Source organism: Streptococcus oralis (assembly GCF_026782085.1).
In the GTDB taxonomy this organism is placed as follows: domain Bacteria; phylum Bacillota; class Bacilli; order Lactobacillales; family Streptococcaceae; genus Streptococcus; species Streptococcus oralis_DA.
Genome location: NZ_JAKUVW010000004.1, coordinates 638891 through 659500 on the forward strand (window position 1 = coordinate 638891; position 20610 = coordinate 659500).

The following is a 20610-nucleotide window of genomic DNA, read 5'->3' on the forward strand; positions in this document are numbered from 1 at the left end:
TTTTTTACCTTTTCTCTTTCTGGGATTTTTCTTTCATTCTATTGCGACGAGATTGGAGAAAATCAGCTACAGCAGGCTCTAGCTGGTCTCTAGAAAGGACCTGAACAGTCCTTTCTTTTGACAAGGCTTGAGCGATTTGTTTGCCATAACGCTTGCTGACGACACGACTGTCTAAGATTAGAGCAACCGAACCTTGGTCAGGTCGTCTAACAGTACGACCAAGGGCTTGCTTTAACCGAATAATCGCCATCGGTAACTGATAATCATAGAAAGGATTCTTCCCTTCTTGACGCAGTTCTTGGTTTAATTTTTTGGTTAACGGTTCTTGGGGGTTTTGGAAAGGCAATCTCGGAATCACTTGAATTACACAAGGATGGGTTGAAAAATCAACCCCTTCCCAGAAACTACCTGTTCCAAGCAAGATCTGCCGTTCGCCTTTTTCAAAACGTTTTTTCAGTTGGCTTGGCTCCCCATTTTTATACTGAGCCAGATGCGGTTGGTCTAGCAGGTCTGAGACTGCCAGCAACATCTCTTTTGAGGTAAACAAGACCAGTATGGGTTCTTGAAAGGCTTGTAACCTTCGGATAACAGAAGCCACCTCACTAGCATAATCAACAGGTGAAACTTCTGTCACAAGAGGAAAATCATTGACTAGAAAGACTTCTTGTTGCTCCTGTTTTGCTACATCAAGCCTAACAAGTCGAGCATCTGGAAATCCCAATAAATCTGCTAAGGAAACCCGATTGCTGATTTCAAGAGTGGCCGATACTCCTAGGAGCCTACAATCTTCTGGCAATAAGTCTGCTAGTATAAAGCGGCCTTTTTTACTTGAACAAATCAAGACATCCTTGCTCGATTTCTCGGCTGTAGCAAGCCAAAATTCACGGTCCGAGGTGAAAAAGTTTGCAAGCTCTCGATACTCTGGGAGAGCTAACTCCGAAAAATGCTGGCGCAAGTGTTCGAGAGAATCCAACCACTTTCCATTCTTCAGACCTGACTGATACTGCTCCATCAAGTAACGACATTCAAAGCCGATACTCTCAAGCAAGCGTTTCTGAACCAAATCTTCCTCTGACTCTATGGACTTTTCAAGCTGGGTTACAAGTTCCTCAAGGCGATAAGCCTGCTGGGCTAGATTTTCGAGAGCTAGCAGCATTTTTTGAGCTTCATCCAAAATCACTAAACGGTTGTCGACAAACTCTGGATTGTCTTCCAAACGAGTGACCAGATAGGCATGATTGGTCAGAAGAACACGACTGGTCTTGACCTTTTCCTGCCCTCGTTTCCAAAAATCCTCTGTAGCAAATAAACTTTTCTTTGAAAGCTTGCCATCGTGGACTAGTTCTGGCAGAAAGTGCTGGTAGCGATAAAGCTGCCCAATTTCGTCCAAGTCACCAGTCTCTGTCTCCGTTAGCCAGATGAGCAGTTGCATTTTAAATCGTGTGAAAAGACGATTGGACTCCGGTCGATGGAGGACTTGGTAAAAAGCATCCAGTTTCAAGTAATTTTGAGGTCCCTTGAGACTATGAATTTCCAGATGGAAGACCTCTTTTAAGCGCTGACCTTCTTCTTGCATGATTTGATTTTGAAGAATTTTGGTCGGAACACTCACTAGGATACCTGCTTGACTCTCCAAGTTCAAAGCTGGGAGAAGATAACCATAAGTCTTGCCCAGTCCTGTTTGGGCTTGGATAAAGGAAGTCTGGTGTTCTTCCAATAATTGCTCAATCTTCTCCGCAAATTCCAACTGTTGCGGTCGCTCCTCCAGCCCCAATAAAGAAATGTTTTTAGCAAGATCTTTGGATAACTTTCGTGGGACTAAGCATTTGCTTTCCTTTTTGAGGAAAAGCCCATGAAGCTCCATCAAGTCTGGCGAAGATAAGAGAGATTGTTGCTGATAGACCTCCTCAATCACCAGATAACTTTCATAGAGAAGGTTGTCTGCAAGGTTTAATAAGCTTTCTAAAAGCCCTTTAGGTAGCTCAAAAAGTTTTTGACGCATGTAAAGCAAGAGTTCAGCTGTTGCCTGAGCATCTGACAGGGCAGTATGGGCATGTTCCAGCTCAATGCCCAACTCTTGACAAAGAATACCTAGATTGTACTTTTCAAATTGAGGATATAGAACTTGGGCAAGCTCAACTGTATCCACTCGCGGTGTGCGCAATTCATATCCTTCAAAAAAGAGGAATTCTGCAAGAAGATTAGCATCAAACTGTACATTGTGCGCAACAAAAATACCGTCCTTAACCAATTCAAAAATTTTTCCAGCCACCTGAGAAAATTCTGGTGCCGCAGCCAAGCGTTGATCGGTCAGACCTGTTAATTCTTTGATATGAGAATCCAAGGGTTCGTGAGGATTGACATCAGTCGCATACTGATCGATGATTTCACCATTCTCAATCACCACAATGCCTACTTGAATAATTTTTGCCTTGCTTCCGGTGCTGGTCGCCTCTAAATCAACGACCACATACCGATCATTTCTCGCATTCATCATTAAAAATTATATCAAAAAAAGCATGATTTGACACCTCTCAACTTTGATAACAATCTCGCTTTCCTTGCGAGTTTGACTAAAAATCAAGACCTTAAAAGAGAGAATTTCACGCAAGTTCAGCAGTTGGTCGCTGGTTCTGAGGTATTTGAAAACTTTATCAACAAAGCTACATCAACATAAAAAGACAACCAAGATATTAGCTGCCTTTTTGAGATATTTTTTTCATTGTTTTCGGAAGAGCCTTGCTAATTTCTGTTGGCAAGACAAGGTAGTTTTCTTGAGCTAGTTCTTGCGCAATAGCTGAATGAAGGTGAGTTGCTGCCACCACTCTCTGATAGAGACTGACTTGGTGAAACTGACCTGCAAAACCTGCAATCATCCCAGCCAGAGTATCTCCCATCCCACCAGTTGCTTGATAGGGACCTCCAACCTCTAACTGATAATATTCAGACTGACCAGCTTGCCAGATACGAGTTGCTGGACCTTTCTCGACAAGAATCGTTCCTTGAGGAAAAGCTGAAAGAGCCCTAGCAGTCATCTCTTTATTTTGATGGTCAAGAACTATACCAGACAGTCTTTCCCATTCCTTTTGGTGGGGAGTTAGGATGAGCTGACTGGAAGGACATGGTAACTGACCTTTTGATAAGATGCCCAAAGCGCCGCCATCTGCAATCAAAATCTGATCTTTTCTAAGGCTGTTAAAGACCCGTTTTACGAGTTCTTCTCCAAATGCATCCTCTCGTAAACCCGGACCTAGCAAGACAACTTCTGCCTTTTCCAACTGCTCTTTTAACAATTGCTGATCTTGAAAAGAAAATGCCATGGCCTCAGGTAAATGACTGTGCAGAGCCGGAATATTCTCCTTATCCGTGCCAACAGTCACCAAACCTGCCCCACTTTTAACAGCTGCAATGGCTGACATGATAATAGCTCCCCCATAAGGATAGGTCCCTCCTAGCAAGAGCAGACGACCGTAATCTCCCTTATGACTGTGACGAGAACGCTCAATAATAACTTTTTCTAATAAAGCTTGATCAATCACTTTCATCGTTTTTCCCTCTCACTCCATTATACTACAAAAGGAGGCTTGAACCTCCTTCTACACTATTTTCCCTTAAATTCCGCAAAAGTCTGTAAAATTTTAGCTGCCACTGCTGGAGAAGGTTCTCCTTTTAGCTCTAACGTGTCATCTGTATATGGAGTAAGGCCAGCAAAACCTCCTATCTGGACAGAATAGAGAGACGTTTTAAATAGTTCAATATCGTTTTGGTCATTTCCAAAAGCGATGAAGTTCTCCCCGCATAACTTTTCAACAGTTGTCGCCTTATGAGTATCCAAGGGATTAACATAAAGGCACTTTTCATGCGCATGATAAGACAGATGAGCCTGCCCCAGCCTTTCTAGCTGACCAAGCAGATCATCAAGCAAATCCTCGTGGTCACCCATATAAACGACTACCTTAATCGGAGTCCCTAAGTCCTCGAGTTTCTGATGACGAGCTACCTTTAGGGGATCCACACTGGAAATAAATGGAATCTTCTCTACAATCTGACCACTATAGTCAAAGCAATCATCTACAAAGAAAGGGAGATTATAAGTCTGGCAATAATCCACTAGCGCCTGATAAACTCTAGCATCGAGATTCCTTTCGAAGATAGCCTGCCCCAGATGATAGGCTACGCCACCATTCAATCCTATGACCAAGCGCTGACTGAGTTCAGGGCCTAATAAACCCAAACAATCCCGATAAGAGCGGGCTGAGGCAAACACAAGCTCATGTCCATAATCTTCAGCCTTTAAAAGAACCTGCTTAATCTCCTCATCAATGGTCATATAGTCAAAAGACAGCGTCCCATCCAGATCAAATACGAATTTCATCTTCCTATTCCTTGTTTAGTGTTCGAAGCGCTGCCTGATAGGTTTGCTCCATTAGCATGGTAATAGTCATAGGTCCAACTCCACCAGGTACAGGTGTGATGTGACTAGCAAGTGGTGCAACCGCATCATAATCAACATCTCCACAAAGCTTGCCATTTTCATCTCGGTTCATCCCAACGTCAATGACAACCGCTCCCGGTTTGACAAAGTCAGCAGTCACAAACTTAGCGCGACCGATTGCAACCACAAGAATATCTGCCTTAGCAGCCACCTTGGCAAGATGATGGGTGCGTGAGTGAGTCAAAGTCACAGTCGCATTCTTGGCTAAAAGAAGCTGAGCCATTGGTTTCCCAACGATATTTGAACGACCGATAACAACCGCATTTTTACCTTCTAGATCAATCCCATATTCATGAAACATCTCCATAATTCCTGCAGGTGTTGAAGGAATCATAACTGGATGACCAGACCAGAGGCGACCCATGTTTAGGGGATGGAAACCATCCACGTCTTTTTCGGGGTCAATGGCTAATAAAACTGCCTCTTCGTCAATATGTTTTGGCAAAGGTAATTGAACCAAAATCCCATGCCAAGCTGGATCTTGATTGTATTTGGCAATCAAGTCTAACAATTCCGCTTGGGTAATAGTCTCTGGAACTCGCTTTACTTCACTACGGAAGCCAGCAGCAAGAGCTGAACGTTCCTTGTTGCGAACGTAGACTTGACTAGCAGGATTGTCCCCCACCAAAATCACCACCAAGCCTGGAACTAAACCTGTTTCTTCTTTTAGTTTAGCCGTCTTCTCAGCCAACTGTCCTTGTAACTTAGCTGCAAGAGCCTTCCCATCAATAATCTGTGCCATATCTCTTCTCTTTTCTATCAAATATCCTCTATTATATCAAAAAATAACTCGCCATTCTAACACTTCTTGCCTAATGGACCCTATAGTCTGAAACTATAAGAAAAAGCCCTTGTCGAGCTTTTATGCCTATTTATACTAGGTGAATCTGTCATGCTTTCTTTTTGACTTTTGGAGCCGGTAAGACTTCATACATCTCCTTGATTAATCTCATTAGAAATGATTTATCTTCAATGTCTTCTATCAAAATCATCTCCTTAGCTCCTTCATAAGGACGTTCAAGCCTAGTCTGTCCCAGTTGATCCCTGACCAGCTTCACAGGCTTCAGTAACAAACGATTATCATAGATTCCCCCAATAATCTTCCCACGATAATAAAGGATATACTCTCCCATCATTGGACGATAACTCATCTCCTCTAGCTCTGATAGCTGTTCGAGAATAAAATCTAAATATTCTTTACTAGAAGCCATGATGCCTACTCCATTTCTTCTAAAAATGAGGTATTACAAAACCTTACTCAAAAATTCCTTGGTCCGTTGTTCTTTTGTTTGATCGAAAATCTCCTCAGGCGTTCCATCTTCGACAACAACCCCATCCGCCATAAAGATAACACGGTCTGCTACCTCACGCGCAAAGCCCATTTCATGAGTCACAATCACCATGGTCATCCCTGATTTAGCGAGGTCTTGCATAACAGCTAGAACTTCTCCAACCATCTCAGGGTCTAGGGCTGAAGTCGGCTCATCAAAGAGCAAAACATCTGGTTCCATAGCAAGTCCACGTGCAATGGCAATCCGTTGTTGCTGACCACCTGATAAACTCTGAGGATAAGCCGTCGCCTTATCTGGCAAGCCAACTTTTTCTAACAGTTCCTGTGCTCTTTTCTCCGCAACTTCCTTGCTTTCACCTTTGGTTTTAATTGGTGACAAAGTGATATTTTCCATCACTGTCATATTGGGAAAGAGGTTGAATTGTTGGAATACCATGCCCATCTTTTCACGCATAGCAAAAAGATCATTTTTCTTATCTGTGATATCAACTCCTTCAAAGATAACCTTACCTTTACTTGCTTCTTCAAGTAGATTCATCGAACGAAGGAGAGTTGATTTCCCGCTCCCTGACGGACCAATAATGACCACAACTTCTCCACGTTTAATCTCAAGATTGATGCCTTTTAAAACTTCATTTTTCCCAAAAGATTTATGTAGTTCTTCAATTTTAATCAAGGTTTCTGTCATTATTTCTTGTCTCCTTGTCCAATATGTTTTTCAAATGCTTTCAACGCCACTGTCAAAACAGAGGTCATAATCAAATAGTAAAAGGCTGCAAATAAAAGGGGAGTCAACGGTAAATACGTTGTTGTTGCTACTGTCGTTGCACCATTCCACAACTCCATCACCCCAATCGCAGACAAGAGAGAACTATCCTTGATAATGGTGATAAATTCATTTCCCAGAGCCGGAAGAATATTCTTGATAGCTTGTGGCAAAATGACATAACGCATGGCATTTTTCGGACGAATACCAAGAGAGTAAGCAGCCTCTAACTGCCCTTTAGGAACCGCATTGATCCCAGCACGAACAGTTTCTGAAACGTAAGCTCCACTATTCATAGAAATAATCAGAATACCAGGAATCAAACGAGAAAGATCAACTCCTAAAATTCCCACTTGGATAGTCGGAGCATTGATATGCATAAGAGCAAAGGCAATCATTATCTGAACCATCATTGGAGTCCCACGGAAGATCCAAACATACACATTTGCAAACCAAACGAGCGGTTTAAAGCGTGAACGTTGGGCAAAGGCCAGTAACACACCTATAATGGTCCCTAAGCAGACAACAAGGATAGAAATCAATACGGTAATCAGAGCACCATAGTTAAAATATGGTAAATACTTTGGTAAAAAAGAAAAATTCATATTCAATCAACTTTCTATGTATTAGATTGTATGATTATAACATGAATTGAATTAAAATGCAATCCTTTTTCCCTAATTTTAACAATTAACTTGATAGAATGGAGAAATAGAGAGAAATCACAGTTTTTTTCTAGTCAACTACCTCTTGTTTATGGTAAAATAGAAACGATAAGAAATGGAGGAGAATCAAAATGGAATCACATTTGGTTAGAATCATTAACCGCCTAGAAGCAATGACAAAAGATGGTGGAAATCTAAAACGTAATTTTGAACGTGAAGGTGTTGTTGTCGCAGAAGTTGCATACAGCCACGACGAAGAAAACGGATCACTCTTCACCCTTCGTGATGTAGAGGCTCGTGAAACTTATACCTTTGATAGCATTGATTTGATTGCAATGGAGATTTACGAACTCCTTTACTAATATAAAAACAAGGGGCAGTAAGTCCCGATGAATGAGAATCCTTTTTGTCACCGCAAATGGGATTTTTTCTTACCTTCAATGTCGCTTGATTCTCCATAAATCCTTCTTTTAAAAACGACCACTTCCCAATCTTTTTACTTGCTTTACACCTTAATCATGCTATAATGAGAGTATAAAACTTTGACTATTCTTGACCTTTTTCTTAGGCCAAGAATAAGAATGAAATGAGGTAGATGTATGCTCTGTCAAAACTGTAAAATAAACGACTCAACAATTCATCTGTATACCAATATCAATGGACAGCAAAAGCAAATTGATCTCTGTCAAAATTGCTATAAAATTATCAAAACAGATCCAAATAATACCCTCTTTAAAGGAATGACTGACTTAAATAATCATGACTTTGATCCATTCGGCGACTTTTTCAATGATTTGAACAATTTCAAACCTTCTTCAAATAACGTCCCTCCAACTCAATCTGGTGGAGGATATGGAGGAAACGGTGGTTATGGACCTCAAAACCGAGGCCCACTTCAAACACCTCCTAGCCAAGAAAAAGGACTCCTAGAGGAATATGGTATCAATATTACTGAGATTGCTCGTCGGGGAGATATTGACCCTGTTATCGGTCGAGATGAGGAGATTATCCGCGTTATCGAAATCCTCAACCGTCGAACCAAGAACAATCCTGTCCTCATCGGAGAACCGGGTGTTGGTAAAACAGCCGTTGTGGAAGGTCTAGCTCAGAAGATTGTCGATGGCGATGTTCCCCATAAACTTCAAGGCAAGCAGGTCATCCGTCTGGATGTGGTCAGTCTAGTCCAAGGAACAGGGATTCGAGGCCAATTTGAAGAACGTATGCAAAAACTCATGGAAGAAATCCGCAAACGTGAGGACATCATCCTCTTTATCGATGAAATCCATGAAATTGTTGGTGCAGGATCTGCTGGCGATGGCAATATGGATGCAGGAAATATCCTCAAACCAGCCCTTGCCCGTGGTGAATTGCAAATGGTCGGAGCCACTACTCTCAATGAATACCGCATCATTGAAAAAGATGCTGCCCTAGAGCGTCGTATGCAGCCCGTCAAGGTAGATGAACCAACTGTTGAAGAAACCATTATCATCCTCAAAGGGGTTCAAAAGAAATACGAAGACTACCATCACGTCAAGTATACTGATGCGGCTATAGAAGCTGCTGCAAATCTATCCAATCGCTATATCCAAGACCGCTTCTTGCCAGACAAGGCTATTGACCTGTTGGATGAAGCTGGTTCTAAGATGAATCTGACACTGAACTTTGTTGATCCTAAAGTGATTGATCAGCGTTTAATTGAAGCTGAGAATCTCAAGGCTCAAGCTACACGAGAGGAAGACTTTGAAAAGGCTGCTTATTTCCGCGATCAGATTGCCAAGTACAAGGAAATGCAAAAGAACAAGGTGACCGATCAGGATACTCCAATCATCAGCGAGAAAACTATTGAACATATCATTGAGCAGAAAACCAATATCCCTGTTGGAGAACTCAAAGAAAAAGAACAGTCTCAGCTTATCCATCTAGCAGACGACCTCAAAACTCATGTCATTGGTCAAGATGAAGCTGTCGATAAGATTGCCAAGGCAATCCGTCGTAATCGTGTTGGACTTGGAACTCCTAACCGGCCAATCGGAAGCTTCCTCTTTGTCGGACCAACTGGTGTTGGTAAAACAGAACTTTCCAAACAACTAGCCATTGAGCTCTTTGGTTCTGCTGACAGCATGATTCGCTTTGATATGAGTGAATACATGGAAAAACACAGTGTAGCTAAATTGGTCGGAGCCCCTCCAGGTTATGTTGGTTATGATGAAGCTGGGCAGCTGACTGAAAAGGTTCGTCGCAACCCATATTCTCTCATCCTTCTCGATGAGGTCGAGAAAGCCCATCCAGATGTGATGCACATGTTCCTTCAAGTCTTGGACGATGGTCGTTTGACAGATGGGCAAGGACGAACAGTTAGCTTTAAGGATGCTATCATTATCATGACCTCAAATGCGGGTACTGGTAAGGCCGAAGCCAGCGTTGGTTTTGGGGCAGCTCGTGAAGGTCGAACCAACTCTGTTCTCGGTGAACTCGGCAACTTCTTTAGCCCTGAATTTATGAACCGTTTTGATGGCATCATCGAATTTAAACCTCTCAGCAAGGACAATCTTCTCCAAATCGTCGAACTCATGCTAGCGGATGTCAACAAACGCCTCTCCAGCAACAATATCCACCTCGATGTGACAGACAAGGTCAAGGAAAAGTTGGTTGACTTAGGTTATGATCCAAAAATGGGGGCACGCCCACTCCGCCGTACCATTCAAGACCATATCGAGGATGCAATCACTGACTACTACCTTGAAAACCCAAGTGAAAAAGACCTCAAGGCAGTTATGACAAGCAATGGAAATATTCAAATCAAATCTGCCAAAAAAACTGAGAAAACAGAAGAGATTGCTTCTGAAAAAGAAGAATAAAACTTAAAAAAGAACAGGAAACAAGATTTCCTGTTCTTTTCTAATTCTCTTCTTGAACTTGATAACGAAGAATTGTTTTCAATTTGCTTGGCTCCGTTCGATGAAGGTTATTGAGATAGATTTCTCGGTGGACTTCCGAAGTTCTTTTGAGCTTATGAAGTTGACAAAAATGCTCCATCTCTGCAAAAGTCTCATTTTCAGTATCAAAAGGTCCTACATGAAGCATGGCAAGACTTTGACCTTCTTCTATTTTTTCAAAACGAATAGCCTCATAGAGAGGAGTTGGCTTCTTGGTTTTAACCTCTTTCAGAGCTTCCTCAAATAGTTCTCGCGTAATGAAATCGGGTTGGCCAATCATAATGCTATAAGAAAGCTCACTTTTTACCAGTTCTCCTTGCTTCTCCTTTTTCCATAAACCTTCTAAAGGAAAGACAGTAAAATCAGTGTAAACCTCATCCAAAGGAGTTTTTTTATACTTCATCTTTATCGCATAGGCCAAGGCATATAAGGCACCAACTCGTTCTGAAAAATCTTCTTGGTTTGGATCGCCTTTACCATCAATCACGATATAGGATTGACCTGGCACCTGCAGGATGCTGGGCCTAGCTTTCACTTGATAAAGATCTTTTGCTTCTTTTCTCCATTCGTATTTCATTTGGTTCCTCTCCTTTCTATCTCTAGTATAGCACCAAAACCCTGACATCTTTTGTCAAGGTTTGTAAAGTTTTTGGATTTTTTCTAATCTAGAAAGCAATTCCTTCTTCAGATGATTGGGGGCGAGTATTTCCACCCCATCTAGATAAGACAGGAGGTAAGTATACAGACTTTCATGCTCTGGTAGGAATGTCTTGACATAATAACACCCATCTTTCCCCAAGCTAATCTCATCTTCTGAAAAATCTTCATAAACCCGGAAAGCAAGCTTGGGACTAAACTTCAAGGAAACTTCGATTTGATGTGCCACTTGATCTGAACCATCAACCCAATCCTCCACATTTTTCTGCTTCACAGTTTCAGTTGTTAGGTGATAGTTCCTAATTCTAGACAATTTGAAAAAACGCCACTCTTCCTTCAAACAACAGTAGGCATGAAGGTACCAATCTCTCTTTTTAAATACGAGTCTAAAGGGCTCGACTGTACGAATCGTTTTCTGACCACACCCACCTAGATAAGTAATCACCAGTTGCCTTTTCTCTAGAATAGCATGTTTGATGTTATCAAATAATTCTTTTTGACCTTCTCGCTTTCTCCAGTCAGTCAAATCTACTTCTATCCAAGGGCTAGTAGAAACTTGAAAAATAGATTCCAACTTTTCAAGTAACAGATCTTGCCTGTCATTGGTCAGAGCTTGAATTCCTTGCAAAGCTGATAGAAGTTCTAATTTTTCATCCTCCGATACGAGAGTACGATCCAGAACAAAGTCCTTCATTAAAAAGATTCCGCCCGCCTTCCCAGGTATCGAATATAGAGGAATCCCCGCCATACTCAATCGCTCAATATCGCGATAAATCGTTCGTACAGATACTTCAAATAATCGGGCTAATTCAGGAGCCGTTGTACTGCCTTTTTCTAAAAGTAGATATAGGATACGAAATAGTCTTGATTCTGCCATAAAATCACCTCTCTTTTATTATACCAGTTAAAGAGCTAGGGTTGGAAAGTTTAACTAGACAAGGATTGACCAAGACAAAGTAGCTTTTTCTGCACCAGTTCGTTGGTTTATTCTTGACAGCTAGCGCCTCGTCCATTATGATAATAATAAAGATACTAGAGAATGAGGAAAATGCAATGGCAAACCCAACTTTTGGTGAAAAAAAAGAGAATGTGACCTACCAGTCCCGCTATGGTGTGTACGCAGTTATTCCGGATGCGGAGAAAAAACAAATTGTCCTAGTTCAAGCCCCCAATGGTGCTTGGTTCTTGCCAGGTGGAGAGATTGAAGCAGGCGAAGATCATCAAGAAGCACTGAAGAGAGAACTAATCGAAGAACTTGGCTTTACAGCTGAGATTGGAACCTTTTATGGGCAAGCTGATGAGTATTTCTACTCTCGCCACCGTGATACCTACTACTACAATCCAGCGTATCTCTATGAAGCTATTTCTTTCCAAGAAGTACAAAAACCATTGGAAGATTTTAATCATATTGCTTGGTTTCCTATTGACGAGGCTATTGAAAAACTCAAACGTGGTAGCCATAAATGGGGAATTGAAGCTTGGAAAATCCAGCATGGAATTGGCTAAAATACACGATTTTATCCAAAAAGTGCTATAATAGAGTTAGAAAATCGGAGGAACTGTTATGAAGCTTATCAATACGACAAACTCACACTCGCAACTTGTTAAAAGCCAATTAGAAAGCACAGACGCAACTCTTGTCGAGGTCTATTCTGCTGGAAACACAGATGTAGTTTTCACACAAGCCCCGCTTCACTATGAAATCCTCATTTCCAACAAACACCGTGCTATTCGTGAACCTGAAATCGAAACCATCCAAGACTTCTTCTTGAAACGTAAAATCGATAAAGGAAGCATTGATGAAGCCAATATCAAGACGCTTTATTCAGATAAATTGATTGAGATTTCAATCCCTATGAAATAAGAAGACCAGCCAAAAGCTGGTTTTCTTTTGCAAAAAAGATTGGTAGTGCACAGCTACCAATCTTTTAATTCTATTTCACCGCTTCTTTTAAAGCATCTACCTTGTCTAATCGTTCCCATGGAAGGTCAATATCTGTACGTCCCATGTGTCCATAAGCCGCTGTTTGACGGTAAATTGGGCGTTTGAGATCCAGCATTTGAATAATTCCTGCAGGCCGAAGGTCAAAGATTTGACGCGCTGCTTTTTCAAGCTTGCTTTCAGCTACTGTTCCTGTACCAAAAGTATCGATACGAACAGAAACAGGTTGCGCCACCCCAATAGCATAGGCCAATTGCACTTCTGCCTTCTTAGCAAGGCCTGCTGCAACGATGTTCTTGGCAATGTAGCGAGCTGCATAAGAGGCTGAACGGTCCACCTTAGTCGCATCCTTACCAGAGAAGGCACCACCACCATGGCGAGAGTAGCCACCATAGGTATCCACGATAATCTTACGACCAGTCAAACCTGAGTCTCCTTGAGGTCCACCGATTACAAAACGACCAGTTGGATTGATGAAGAATTTGGTTTGCTCATCCAAGTAAGATGCTGGAATAACTTCCTTGATAACCTTGCTGATCACATCATTGTGAATTTGTTCATTGCTAACTTCTGGGTCGTGCTGAGTTGAAATAACGACTGTATCCACACGTACTGGACGATCATTTTCATCATACTCAACCGTAACTTGTGATTTAGCATCTGGACGGAGATAGCTGATTTCACCAGACTTACGAAGTTCTGCCAAACGACGAACCAACTTGTGGCTAAGTGAGATTGGTAAAGGCATGAGTTCTTCTGTCTCATCCACCGCAAATCCAAACATAAGACCTTGGTCACCAGCACCAATCAAGTCCAGTGGATCTTGATCTGCATTTCCACGAACTTCCAAGGCTTCGTTAACACCTTGGGCGATATCTGGTGACTGCTCAACAAGTGACGGATGAACTCCCACCGTCTCCGCAGAAAAACCATACTCTGTATTGGTATAACCAATCTCTGCAATGGTATCACGAACCACTCGGTTAATATCTACATAAGCATGTGTAGAAATTTCACCAAAAACATGGACCGAACCTGTGTATACAGCTGTCTCGGCAGCAACGTGCGCATCTGGATCCTTTGCTAAAATAGCATCCAAAATCGCATCTGAAATTTGGTCTGCAATCTTATCCGGATGCCCCTCAGATACAGATTCAGACGTGAATAATTTACGTTCTGACATAAAAATGTCCCCCCTTAAAAAATATTGTTATAGAGTTACAAAGTACTGATAGGAAAACTACTAGTAATGAATACCTACCATCTTATCGGGACTATATAACCTTATCATTATACCACTTTTTACTTTTTTTTGCAGTATTTTCTCTAAATCAAAAAAAGAACCTTACGGCTCTTTTCTCGGCATAATAATTTGGCTTGTACTCCATAATACAGAAGATCATACCTATGTTTATCTGCATACTTCGTTTACAAACTACCTATTTTTTCGTCTGCTTTTTCCTCACAATGTTTTAACAAACAATCTTCCAGTTAGGCTTACTGTTCCTTAGACTTTCTATTGCTTACAGTTAAGCCAAGTCCAGCCATTAGGAGGCCAAGTCCCACAATACCATAGTTCGCTGTATCATTACTTCCTGTATCAGGGAGTTTCGCCACTTCTTTTTTATAAGCTGTAGCTACTGGAACTGTGGTAGTTGGAGTCGCACTTCCTGTCTGAGCAACAGGTAGTGTTGTACGACGTTCTAGGTAAAATTGGTAATTATCTTTCGTTACCTTGTAATTGTGTCCTTCAGTCACAGTTTCAACAATCCATGTAGTTGCATCCTTAGTTAAAGAATCAGCCAAGTTACGATTAATATTCATTAATCGACCTTCAGATACAAAATCTTTATAGCTAATATCGGTCCCTGTCGAAGTTGCAACAATTCTTTCGATTTTTGCGGCTTTCAAAGACGCAAGAGTATTCGCCATCGTTGGAATTGAAGGATCCTCCTTCATTGGAGCATCTGTCAACAATACGACAAACTTTTTATTTTTAGGTGACTTAGACCAGTCGTAGGTTGAAACAATTTGTGTAAGAGTAGGTGTAGATGTTTCAGGGAAGTCTCCACCATGTGCAAGCTTAATGCCTGCTAAGGCTTTTTCAAGCTCAGCTGGGTCAGAGGTAAAATAAGATTCATTAAATTTTGTTAAAATTGTACCCTCATCTGCTAATCCACCTATACGTCCATATACTTCATCACTAAAGGTAGCTAATCCAAAACGTGCTGCTACTCCATCTTTAGCAAGATTTCTTGCAAACTCATTGATATTGTTACGGACAGTGTCAATAGTTCGAGACATAGATGCTGAACGGTCAACAACAAAAACGATATCGGCAGAGTTAGATTTTGAAATCGTTCTTGTCGCTTTCTTGATTTCGACTGTAGTTGTTTTATCAACACGTTCATATTGGGTATAAGAATTTCCATCTTCATCTTTCCCACTCACTGTACTCTCAGTTGTTTCAGTCTTTGGAGCAGGAAGTTCTTCACTTTTTACAGGTGCCACTTCTGTCTTTGTGACTTCAACTGTTGCAGTTTCTTCATGAATCTTTTGATCACCTTCTTGGCGTTCTTTCACGTCAATAGGTGAAACCTTCTTAGAAACATCAACAAGTTCTCCAGGTTTTGCATCTGATTGGTTAACGACTGGTTTCGCCTCATCAGCTTTAATTTCTGCTACAGCAGCTTCGACTGCCGATTTATTTGCTTCGGTTTTCTTTACTGTTTCAGCTGAAGTAGATGCCGGTTGTGTTGTTTCATCTGCAGACACTTGTCCGACCTGAGCAAAAGCAAACAAAATTGCTACAGAAGCCAACCCAACTTTCATTTTACGGAATGAAAAACGTTGTTGTTTCATAAATGATTTATCCATAGAAGTCCCCTTTTCTTTTCACGGATCAAATGATATAATCCGATTGTTTTATAGTATGATAACACAATTTTGTATAGTTTTCAATTTTTTTCCTTATGATTTCAATAAAATATTGCTCTAAAAAAGGTTTTAAAGCAATTACTGTTTTATAAATCAAATTATTTAAAATATATAATTATTATCTCCTTTGAATATTTCCGGAAATAAAAACTCAGTAGAATCACCTGATTCTACTGAGTTTTTAAAATGTTTGGCGTTTAGCTTTACGCTCTGCACGGCCACGTGCGCGATTTTCAGCACGCTTGGTTTTGCGGCGTTTTTCATCCACCGCCCATTGAATCTTCTTCTTATAGCCTGGTTTGACTTTTTTCTTTTTCTTTTTGACCAAGCCAATCATTTCAATATCAAGCTTATCCTGCTTCTTTTCACGGTTGGCACGACGATCACGGTCATAGGTATCTTGAAACTCTCCGTCTTTGACCATCTTAGGAGTAAACTTGATTCCTAATTTCTCCAACTCACGGATATCCGAGTCATCGCTTGGCTGGTAAAGGGTAATAGCTGTACCAGGCAGTCCGTTGCGCCCAGTCCGTCCAACACGGTGAACAAAGAAGGACAAGTCTTGCGGAATGGCATCATTAATAACATGGCTGACACCTTCAATGTCAATCCCACGCGCTGCCAAGTCTGTTGCGACAATGTACTCAAAATCCAGATTTTTCACCTGATTCATGATCCGTTTGCGTTCACGAGGAGCAATGTCTCCATGAATCTTAGCTACCTTCAATCCTTGAGCAGTCAAGTAGGCATGTAACTCATCAGCACGCGTTTTTGTGTTAACAAAAATCATTGCCAAATAAGGCTGCATCAACTGAGTCAGCTGGTAAATTTGAGCATTCTTGTCGCGGCCCTTGGTCGAAATCAACCAATTATCAATCGTATCAGAAATGACTGTCTTAGTCTTGATTTTTTCCATGACAGGATTTGACAAGTATTTTTTCAAGAATGGTTGCAATTTTTGTGGAATAGTTGCTGAAAAGACCATGAATTGCAAGTCTTTTGGAAGGCTCCCTGCAATCTTATCAACGGTTTCCAAGAATCCCATATCCAAGGTCATATCCGCTTCATCAATTACAAAGGTCTTGGCCTTGTGAATAGCCAAATCACCAGATTTGACCAAGTCATAGATGCGACCTGGCGTTCCGATAACAATATGTGGTTGGTTGCTGGCAAGTTTTTCAATCTGACGCGCCTTATCCGTACCACCCACATAATTAACCACACGAACTTCGACATCTGAGTGAGCTGCAATCTGACGGGCTGCTTGGTAGATCTGAGTAGCCAACTCACGACTTGGTGCAGTAATGACCGCTTGCACACTATCGCTAGTTTCATCTAATTGCTGAAAAATGGGTAGTAAGAAAGTGTGGGTCTTTCCTGAACCTGTTTTTGACTCGCCCACCAAGTCACGACCTGCCAGTACAATAGGGATTAATTTTTCTTGTACCTCTGTCGGAGTTGTAAATTTTAACTCCTCCAAGGCTTCTACTATATAATTTTTAAATTGAAATTTCTTAAATGACATACTATCCTCGATTCTATCTTTTCAATTATACCATATTTTGTCCTATTGCAGTAGCCCCATTTGAGTCTCAGTCCTGTAGTAAAGATTCGAATAGATTAAAAAGTTGGAACTCTCTGGTTCCAACCTCTTTCATTATTTCCAGGTCAATACAGCATTCAAACCATAATGATCACTGACTTGTGGACTATTTTGTCCATCAAAAACTACTTGCAAACTCTCTACTTCTAACTCTTTGGTCGTAAAGACGTAGTCGATTCGTAATGGCTCGGTATTGCCTTTCCAGCCATCAATTTCTGGTGGAACGGTATAGCTACCACTTCTTTCTTTCGCAACTTCAAACGCGTCTTGTAATCCTAATGGGCTAGCTAAAATCGCTTGATAGCCTTCCTGACCAGCTGGATTATTAAAATCACCCGCTAAAATTAGAGGTTTCTTCAACTCTTTTAGTACAGCCTCAAATCGTGCCCATTCTTCTTGGAAACCTTTATCCCACCAAGAGAGATGAACGCTTGCAAGAGCAAGTTCCTTACCTTCAACCTCTGTCTCAGCCAAGGCAACGCGACGAGTATGGTAGTCCGTTGGATCATCTACATCTGATACTAAAATCTCACGCGCCTTAATAGGTGTTTTGGATAAGATGGCTACGCCTTCATGGTAGCGGTCATAGCCAATATGATTGTAAGCCCAAGTCCAGTAGTAGTTTTTCCCTTTCTCAGACAATTTTTCAACCAGAAGTCGGACATAGTGGTCCTGATGAATGGGTTCTGCTGATGGTAAAGCTTGATAGTGATTGTTAACCTCTACCTCAGGCGAAGTCATTTCTTGATTGATTTCTTGGAAACAAATCAAATCATAATCCTTATCAAGAATGTCTTGGAATAAGATTTGGAATTTTTCCTCTGCTTCCTTCTCCATCCAACTGTGGGTATTGAGTGTTAGAAATTTCATGCTTTTCTCCTAAAACAAGAGGTTGGAAAACAGCTTCCAACCCCAAGTATATTACAATTCTACTTTAGCAACTGCTGTTTTAGCTGCAAGAGAACCTGTTTGTTCTAATTTAACTGATTTGATAGCATCACCATTTGTAAAGACAACCACTGTTGATGTTTCACGACCTGCTGCACGGATAGCATCCAAGTCAGCTGTAACAAGAAGATCACCTGCTGCAACCTTTTGTCCTTCAGAAACGTGAACAGTAAATGGTTTTCCTTCAAGGCTTACAGTATCCAAACCAATATGAACAAGTACTTCAAGACCTGATTCAGTAACAAGTCCAAGTGCATGTTTTGTTGGGAAGATACTTGATACAGTACCTGTAACTGGAGATACAATGTTTCCATTTGCTGGTTCTACTGCAAAACCATCACCCATCATTTTTTGAGCAAAGACTGGATCTTTCACTTGTTCCAAGGCAATAACTTGACCGTCAGCTACTGAGTAAACTTCCTCAGTTACACCTTTAAAATGTACAGTATTTTTTTGAGCTTCTGTCATTTGGCTTGGAAGAGTTTCAGGAATTACTTCACCTGAGTCAAGGATGTCTTGGATATCAGATTTCAATACGTCAGCTTTTGGTCCGTAGATAGCTTGGACACCTTGTCCTTTCATGACAAGACCCATAGCGCCTTCTGCTTTCCATTGTTCCTCAGTACCAACACGATCTGCATCCTTAACAGTTACACGAAGACGAGTCATACATGCATCTACATCTACGATGTTTGCACGACCACCAAGAAGGTTAATGATATTTACAGCTTGAGAAGCTGCTGCAACTTTTGTTTCTCCTGGAGTTGCATCTTCTGATGCTCCTTCAGCAGTTTCATAGTTTCCGTTACGTCCTGGAGTTGCATAGTTGAATTTCTTAATCATGAAGTTGGCAATGAAGTACATGATGACTGCAAAGAGGACAGTTACCCAGATAAAGTTAATGATATCCATACCAAGACCAGCGTTGATAGCTAGCGGAGTACGAGTCAAGAATTCAATTGAACCGAATGAGTGCACACGAAGGTGAACAATATCAGCCATAGCGAAGGCAGCACCTTGAACAACAGAATATACAAGATAAAGAGGTGTTGCAACAAACATGAACATGTATTCGATTGGTTCAGTAACCCCTGTCAAGAAAGTTGCAAGAGCTGTTGCAATCATCATTCCTTTGTATTGGTGTTTCTTGTCTGCTTCAACATTGCGGTAGATAGCAACGATGACACCCATCAAGATACCGAATGAACCGATCATTTGACCAACTTTGAAACGAGCTGGGTGAACAGTATCTAACAAGTGTTGGTATTGACTAGCATCAGTACCTTTAAGGTTTACAAGGTCTGTTACCCATGCAAGCCATAGTGGGTCTTGACCGAATACTTGAGTACCTTTAGCTGCACCAGTTAAAATGTCATAAGTACCACCAAGAGCTGTATAGTTCATTGGGATAGTCAACATGTGGTGAAGACCAAATGGCAAGAGCAAACGTTCCAAAGTACCATACAAGAATGGTGCAAGAACAGGTGCTGTTTCTTGTGAATTGGCAATCCAGATACCAAAGTTGTTGATACCTGTTTGAACAACTGGCCAGAAAGCTGCAAGTACAATTGCTGCAATAGCTGAACGAAGGATGACAACGAATGGTACGAAGCGTTTCCCATTGAAGAATGAAAGCGCATCAGGAAGTTTACGGTAGTTGTAGTATTTGTTAAAGGCAGTTGCCCCTACAAAACCAGAGATAATCCCTACAAAAACACCCATGTTCAATGCTGGTGCTTCAAGAACACTGATGAAGTAATCAGAAACTTTGATTGAGCCTCCAAAGAGGGTAGTGACCATAGCCTCAGGGTTTTTCAGCATATCACTTGTAACTCCAAAGATAGTACCAGTGATACGGTTGATTAAGATAAAGGCAAGTCCTGCTGCAAATGCACCGCCTGCACGCTCTTTAGCCCAGCTACCACCGATAGCAAGAGCAAACAAAATATGAAGGTTACCGATAACTCCCCAACCGATTTGCTCAAGAATTCCACCTGTAATAACAAGTGGGGCAAGATTTGGGTCAATCAATGCAAGCGACTTACCGATTGAAATCATCAATCCAGCCGCTGGCATAACAGCGATAACCACCATCAATGCCTTACCGAATTTTTGCCAAAATTCGAAAGACAAGACATTTTTGAATGTATCTTTCATCATTCAAATCTCCTTTATATTTTTTAGGCAAACGTTTTACGAAAACGTTTGCACTTATTTATAATTCAATTATACCACTTTATTTTTTTTTGTAAAGGCTTTTATAAAAAAATTGTCTACTTTTTTTAATTTTTAGAAGAAAAAAGAGAAGTTTACGAAAACTTCTCTTTTAAAAATGTATCATTTTTCTGATTTGTTCTGCAATTTGCATTT

General features: G+C 41.1%; 18 protein-coding genes. 4 read left to right on the top strand and 14 right to left on the bottom strand.

Translation table 11 applies throughout. From position 1 onward, the window contains the following. Positions 1-4 precede the first annotated feature (4 nt). From MK395_RS05340 to MK395_RS05370, 7 genes are all read right to left on the bottom strand, one after another. The gene (locus MK395_RS05340) at positions 5-2494 is read right to left on the bottom strand and encodes a bifunctional DnaQ family exonuclease/ATP-dependent helicase (RefSeq protein ID WP_412079854.1); all 2490 of its coding nucleotides are present in this window, start codon (positions 2492-2494) and stop codon (positions 5-7) included. A gap of 199 nt (positions 2495-2693) precedes the next feature. Beyond that, entirely contained in the window at positions 2694-3545 is an 852-nt protein-coding gene (locus tag MK395_RS05345; RefSeq protein ID WP_268711440.1) for an NAD(P)H-hydrate dehydratase, read from the bottom strand. 56 nt (positions 3546-3601) lie between these two features. Then, positions 3602-4375: an HAD hydrolase family protein gene (locus MK395_RS05350; RefSeq protein WP_268711441.1), complete on the bottom strand. Its 774-nt coding sequence runs from the start codon at positions 4373-4375 to the stop codon at positions 3602-3604. A gap of 4 nt (positions 4376-4379) precedes the next feature. Further along, the gene (locus MK395_RS05355; protein ID WP_042767767.1) at positions 4380-5237 is read right to left on the bottom strand and encodes a bifunctional methylenetetrahydrofolate dehydrogenase/methenyltetrahydrofolate cyclohydrolase; all 858 of its coding nucleotides are present in this window, start codon (positions 5235-5237) and stop codon (positions 4380-4382) included. 148 nt (positions 5238-5385) lie between these two features. Then, positions 5386-5706: a TfoX/Sxy family protein gene (locus MK395_RS05360; RefSeq protein WP_000168531.1), complete on the bottom strand. Its 321-nt coding sequence runs from the start codon at positions 5704-5706 to the stop codon at positions 5386-5388. A 33-nt stretch (positions 5707-5739) separates the two neighbouring features. Beyond that, the gene (locus MK395_RS05365) at positions 5740-6474 is read right to left on the bottom strand and encodes an amino acid ABC transporter ATP-binding protein (protein WP_000140925.1); all 735 of its coding nucleotides are present in this window, start codon (positions 6472-6474) and stop codon (positions 5740-5742) included. Then, positions 6474-7157 (bottom strand): amino acid ABC transporter permease, encoded by a 684-nt coding sequence (locus MK395_RS05370; protein WP_001011622.1) that lies wholly within the window; start codon positions 7155-7157, stop codon positions 6474-6476. Before MK395_RS05370 ends, MK395_RS05365 begins: the two co-directional genes overlap by 1 nt. A gap of 191 nt (positions 7158-7348) precedes the next feature. Between MK395_RS05370 and MK395_RS05375 the strand changes: the two genes are divergently transcribed. Both MK395_RS05375 and MK395_RS05380 read left to right on the top strand, forming a co-directional pair. Beyond that, on the top strand, positions 7349-7579 hold the full coding sequence (locus MK395_RS05375; RefSeq protein ID WP_000443577.1) for a DUF1797 family protein: 231 nt from the start codon (positions 7349-7351) through the stop codon (positions 7577-7579). 237 nt (positions 7580-7816) lie between these two features. Continuing rightward, entirely contained in the window at positions 7817-10075 is a 2259-nt protein-coding gene (locus MK395_RS05380) for an ATP-dependent Clp protease ATP-binding subunit (RefSeq protein WP_268711442.1), read from the top strand. Between the two features lie 40 nt (positions 10076-10115). On the opposite strand, the gene MK395_RS05385 is transcribed toward MK395_RS05380, so the two are convergent. Continuing rightward, positions 10116-10730, bottom strand: coding sequence for a GyrI-like domain-containing protein (locus MK395_RS05385; RefSeq protein ID WP_268711443.1), 615 nt, complete (start codon positions 10728-10730; stop codon positions 10116-10118). Between the two features lie 54 nt (positions 10731-10784). Continuing rightward, the gene (locus MK395_RS05390) at positions 10785-11687 is read right to left on the bottom strand and encodes a helix-turn-helix transcriptional regulator (RefSeq protein WP_268711444.1); all 903 of its coding nucleotides are present in this window, start codon (positions 11685-11687) and stop codon (positions 10785-10787) included. 176 nt (positions 11688-11863) lie between these two features. Between MK395_RS05390 and MK395_RS05395 the strand changes: the two genes are divergently transcribed. Then, the gene (locus tag MK395_RS05395; RefSeq protein ID WP_268711445.1) at positions 11864-12316 is read left to right on the top strand and encodes an NUDIX hydrolase; all 453 of its coding nucleotides are present in this window, start codon (positions 11864-11866) and stop codon (positions 12314-12316) included. A 58-nt stretch (positions 12317-12374) separates the two neighbouring features. Next, positions 12375-12674: a DUF1827 family protein gene (locus MK395_RS05400; protein WP_000767206.1), complete on the top strand. Its 300-nt coding sequence runs from the start codon at positions 12375-12377 to the stop codon at positions 12672-12674. Between the two features lie 70 nt (positions 12675-12744). Here the strand turns inward: MK395_RS05400 and metK are convergent, their stop codons facing one another. The 5 genes from metK to MK395_RS05425 form a co-directional block, all read right to left on the bottom strand. Beyond that, positions 12745-13935, bottom strand: a complete 1191-nt coding sequence (gene metK, locus MK395_RS05405) for a methionine adenosyltransferase (protein WP_044021077.1) — start codon at positions 13933-13935, stop codon at positions 12745-12747. 314 nt (positions 13936-14249) lie between these two features. Then, a complete protein-coding gene (locus MK395_RS05410; protein ID WP_000361432.1) occupies positions 14250-15629 on the bottom strand; it encodes a VWA domain-containing protein in 1380 nt (459 codons plus the stop codon). A 241-nt stretch (positions 15630-15870) separates the two neighbouring features. Further along, positions 15871-17214 carry a DEAD/DEAH box helicase gene (locus tag MK395_RS05415; protein WP_008284610.1) on the bottom strand — a complete coding sequence of 448 codons (1344 nt, stop codon included), beginning with the start codon at positions 17212-17214 and terminating at the stop codon, positions 15871-15873. Positions 17215-17346: 132 nt separating this feature from the next. Then, positions 17347-18162, bottom strand: a complete 816-nt coding sequence (locus MK395_RS05420) for an endonuclease/exonuclease/phosphatase family protein (protein ID WP_049485409.1) — start codon at positions 18160-18162, stop codon at positions 17347-17349. A gap of 51 nt (positions 18163-18213) precedes the next feature. Further along, entirely contained in the window at positions 18214-20400 is a 2187-nt protein-coding gene (locus tag MK395_RS05425) for a PTS transporter subunit IIBC (RefSeq protein ID WP_000974084.1), read from the bottom strand. Positions 20401-20610: the final 210 nt, after the last annotated feature.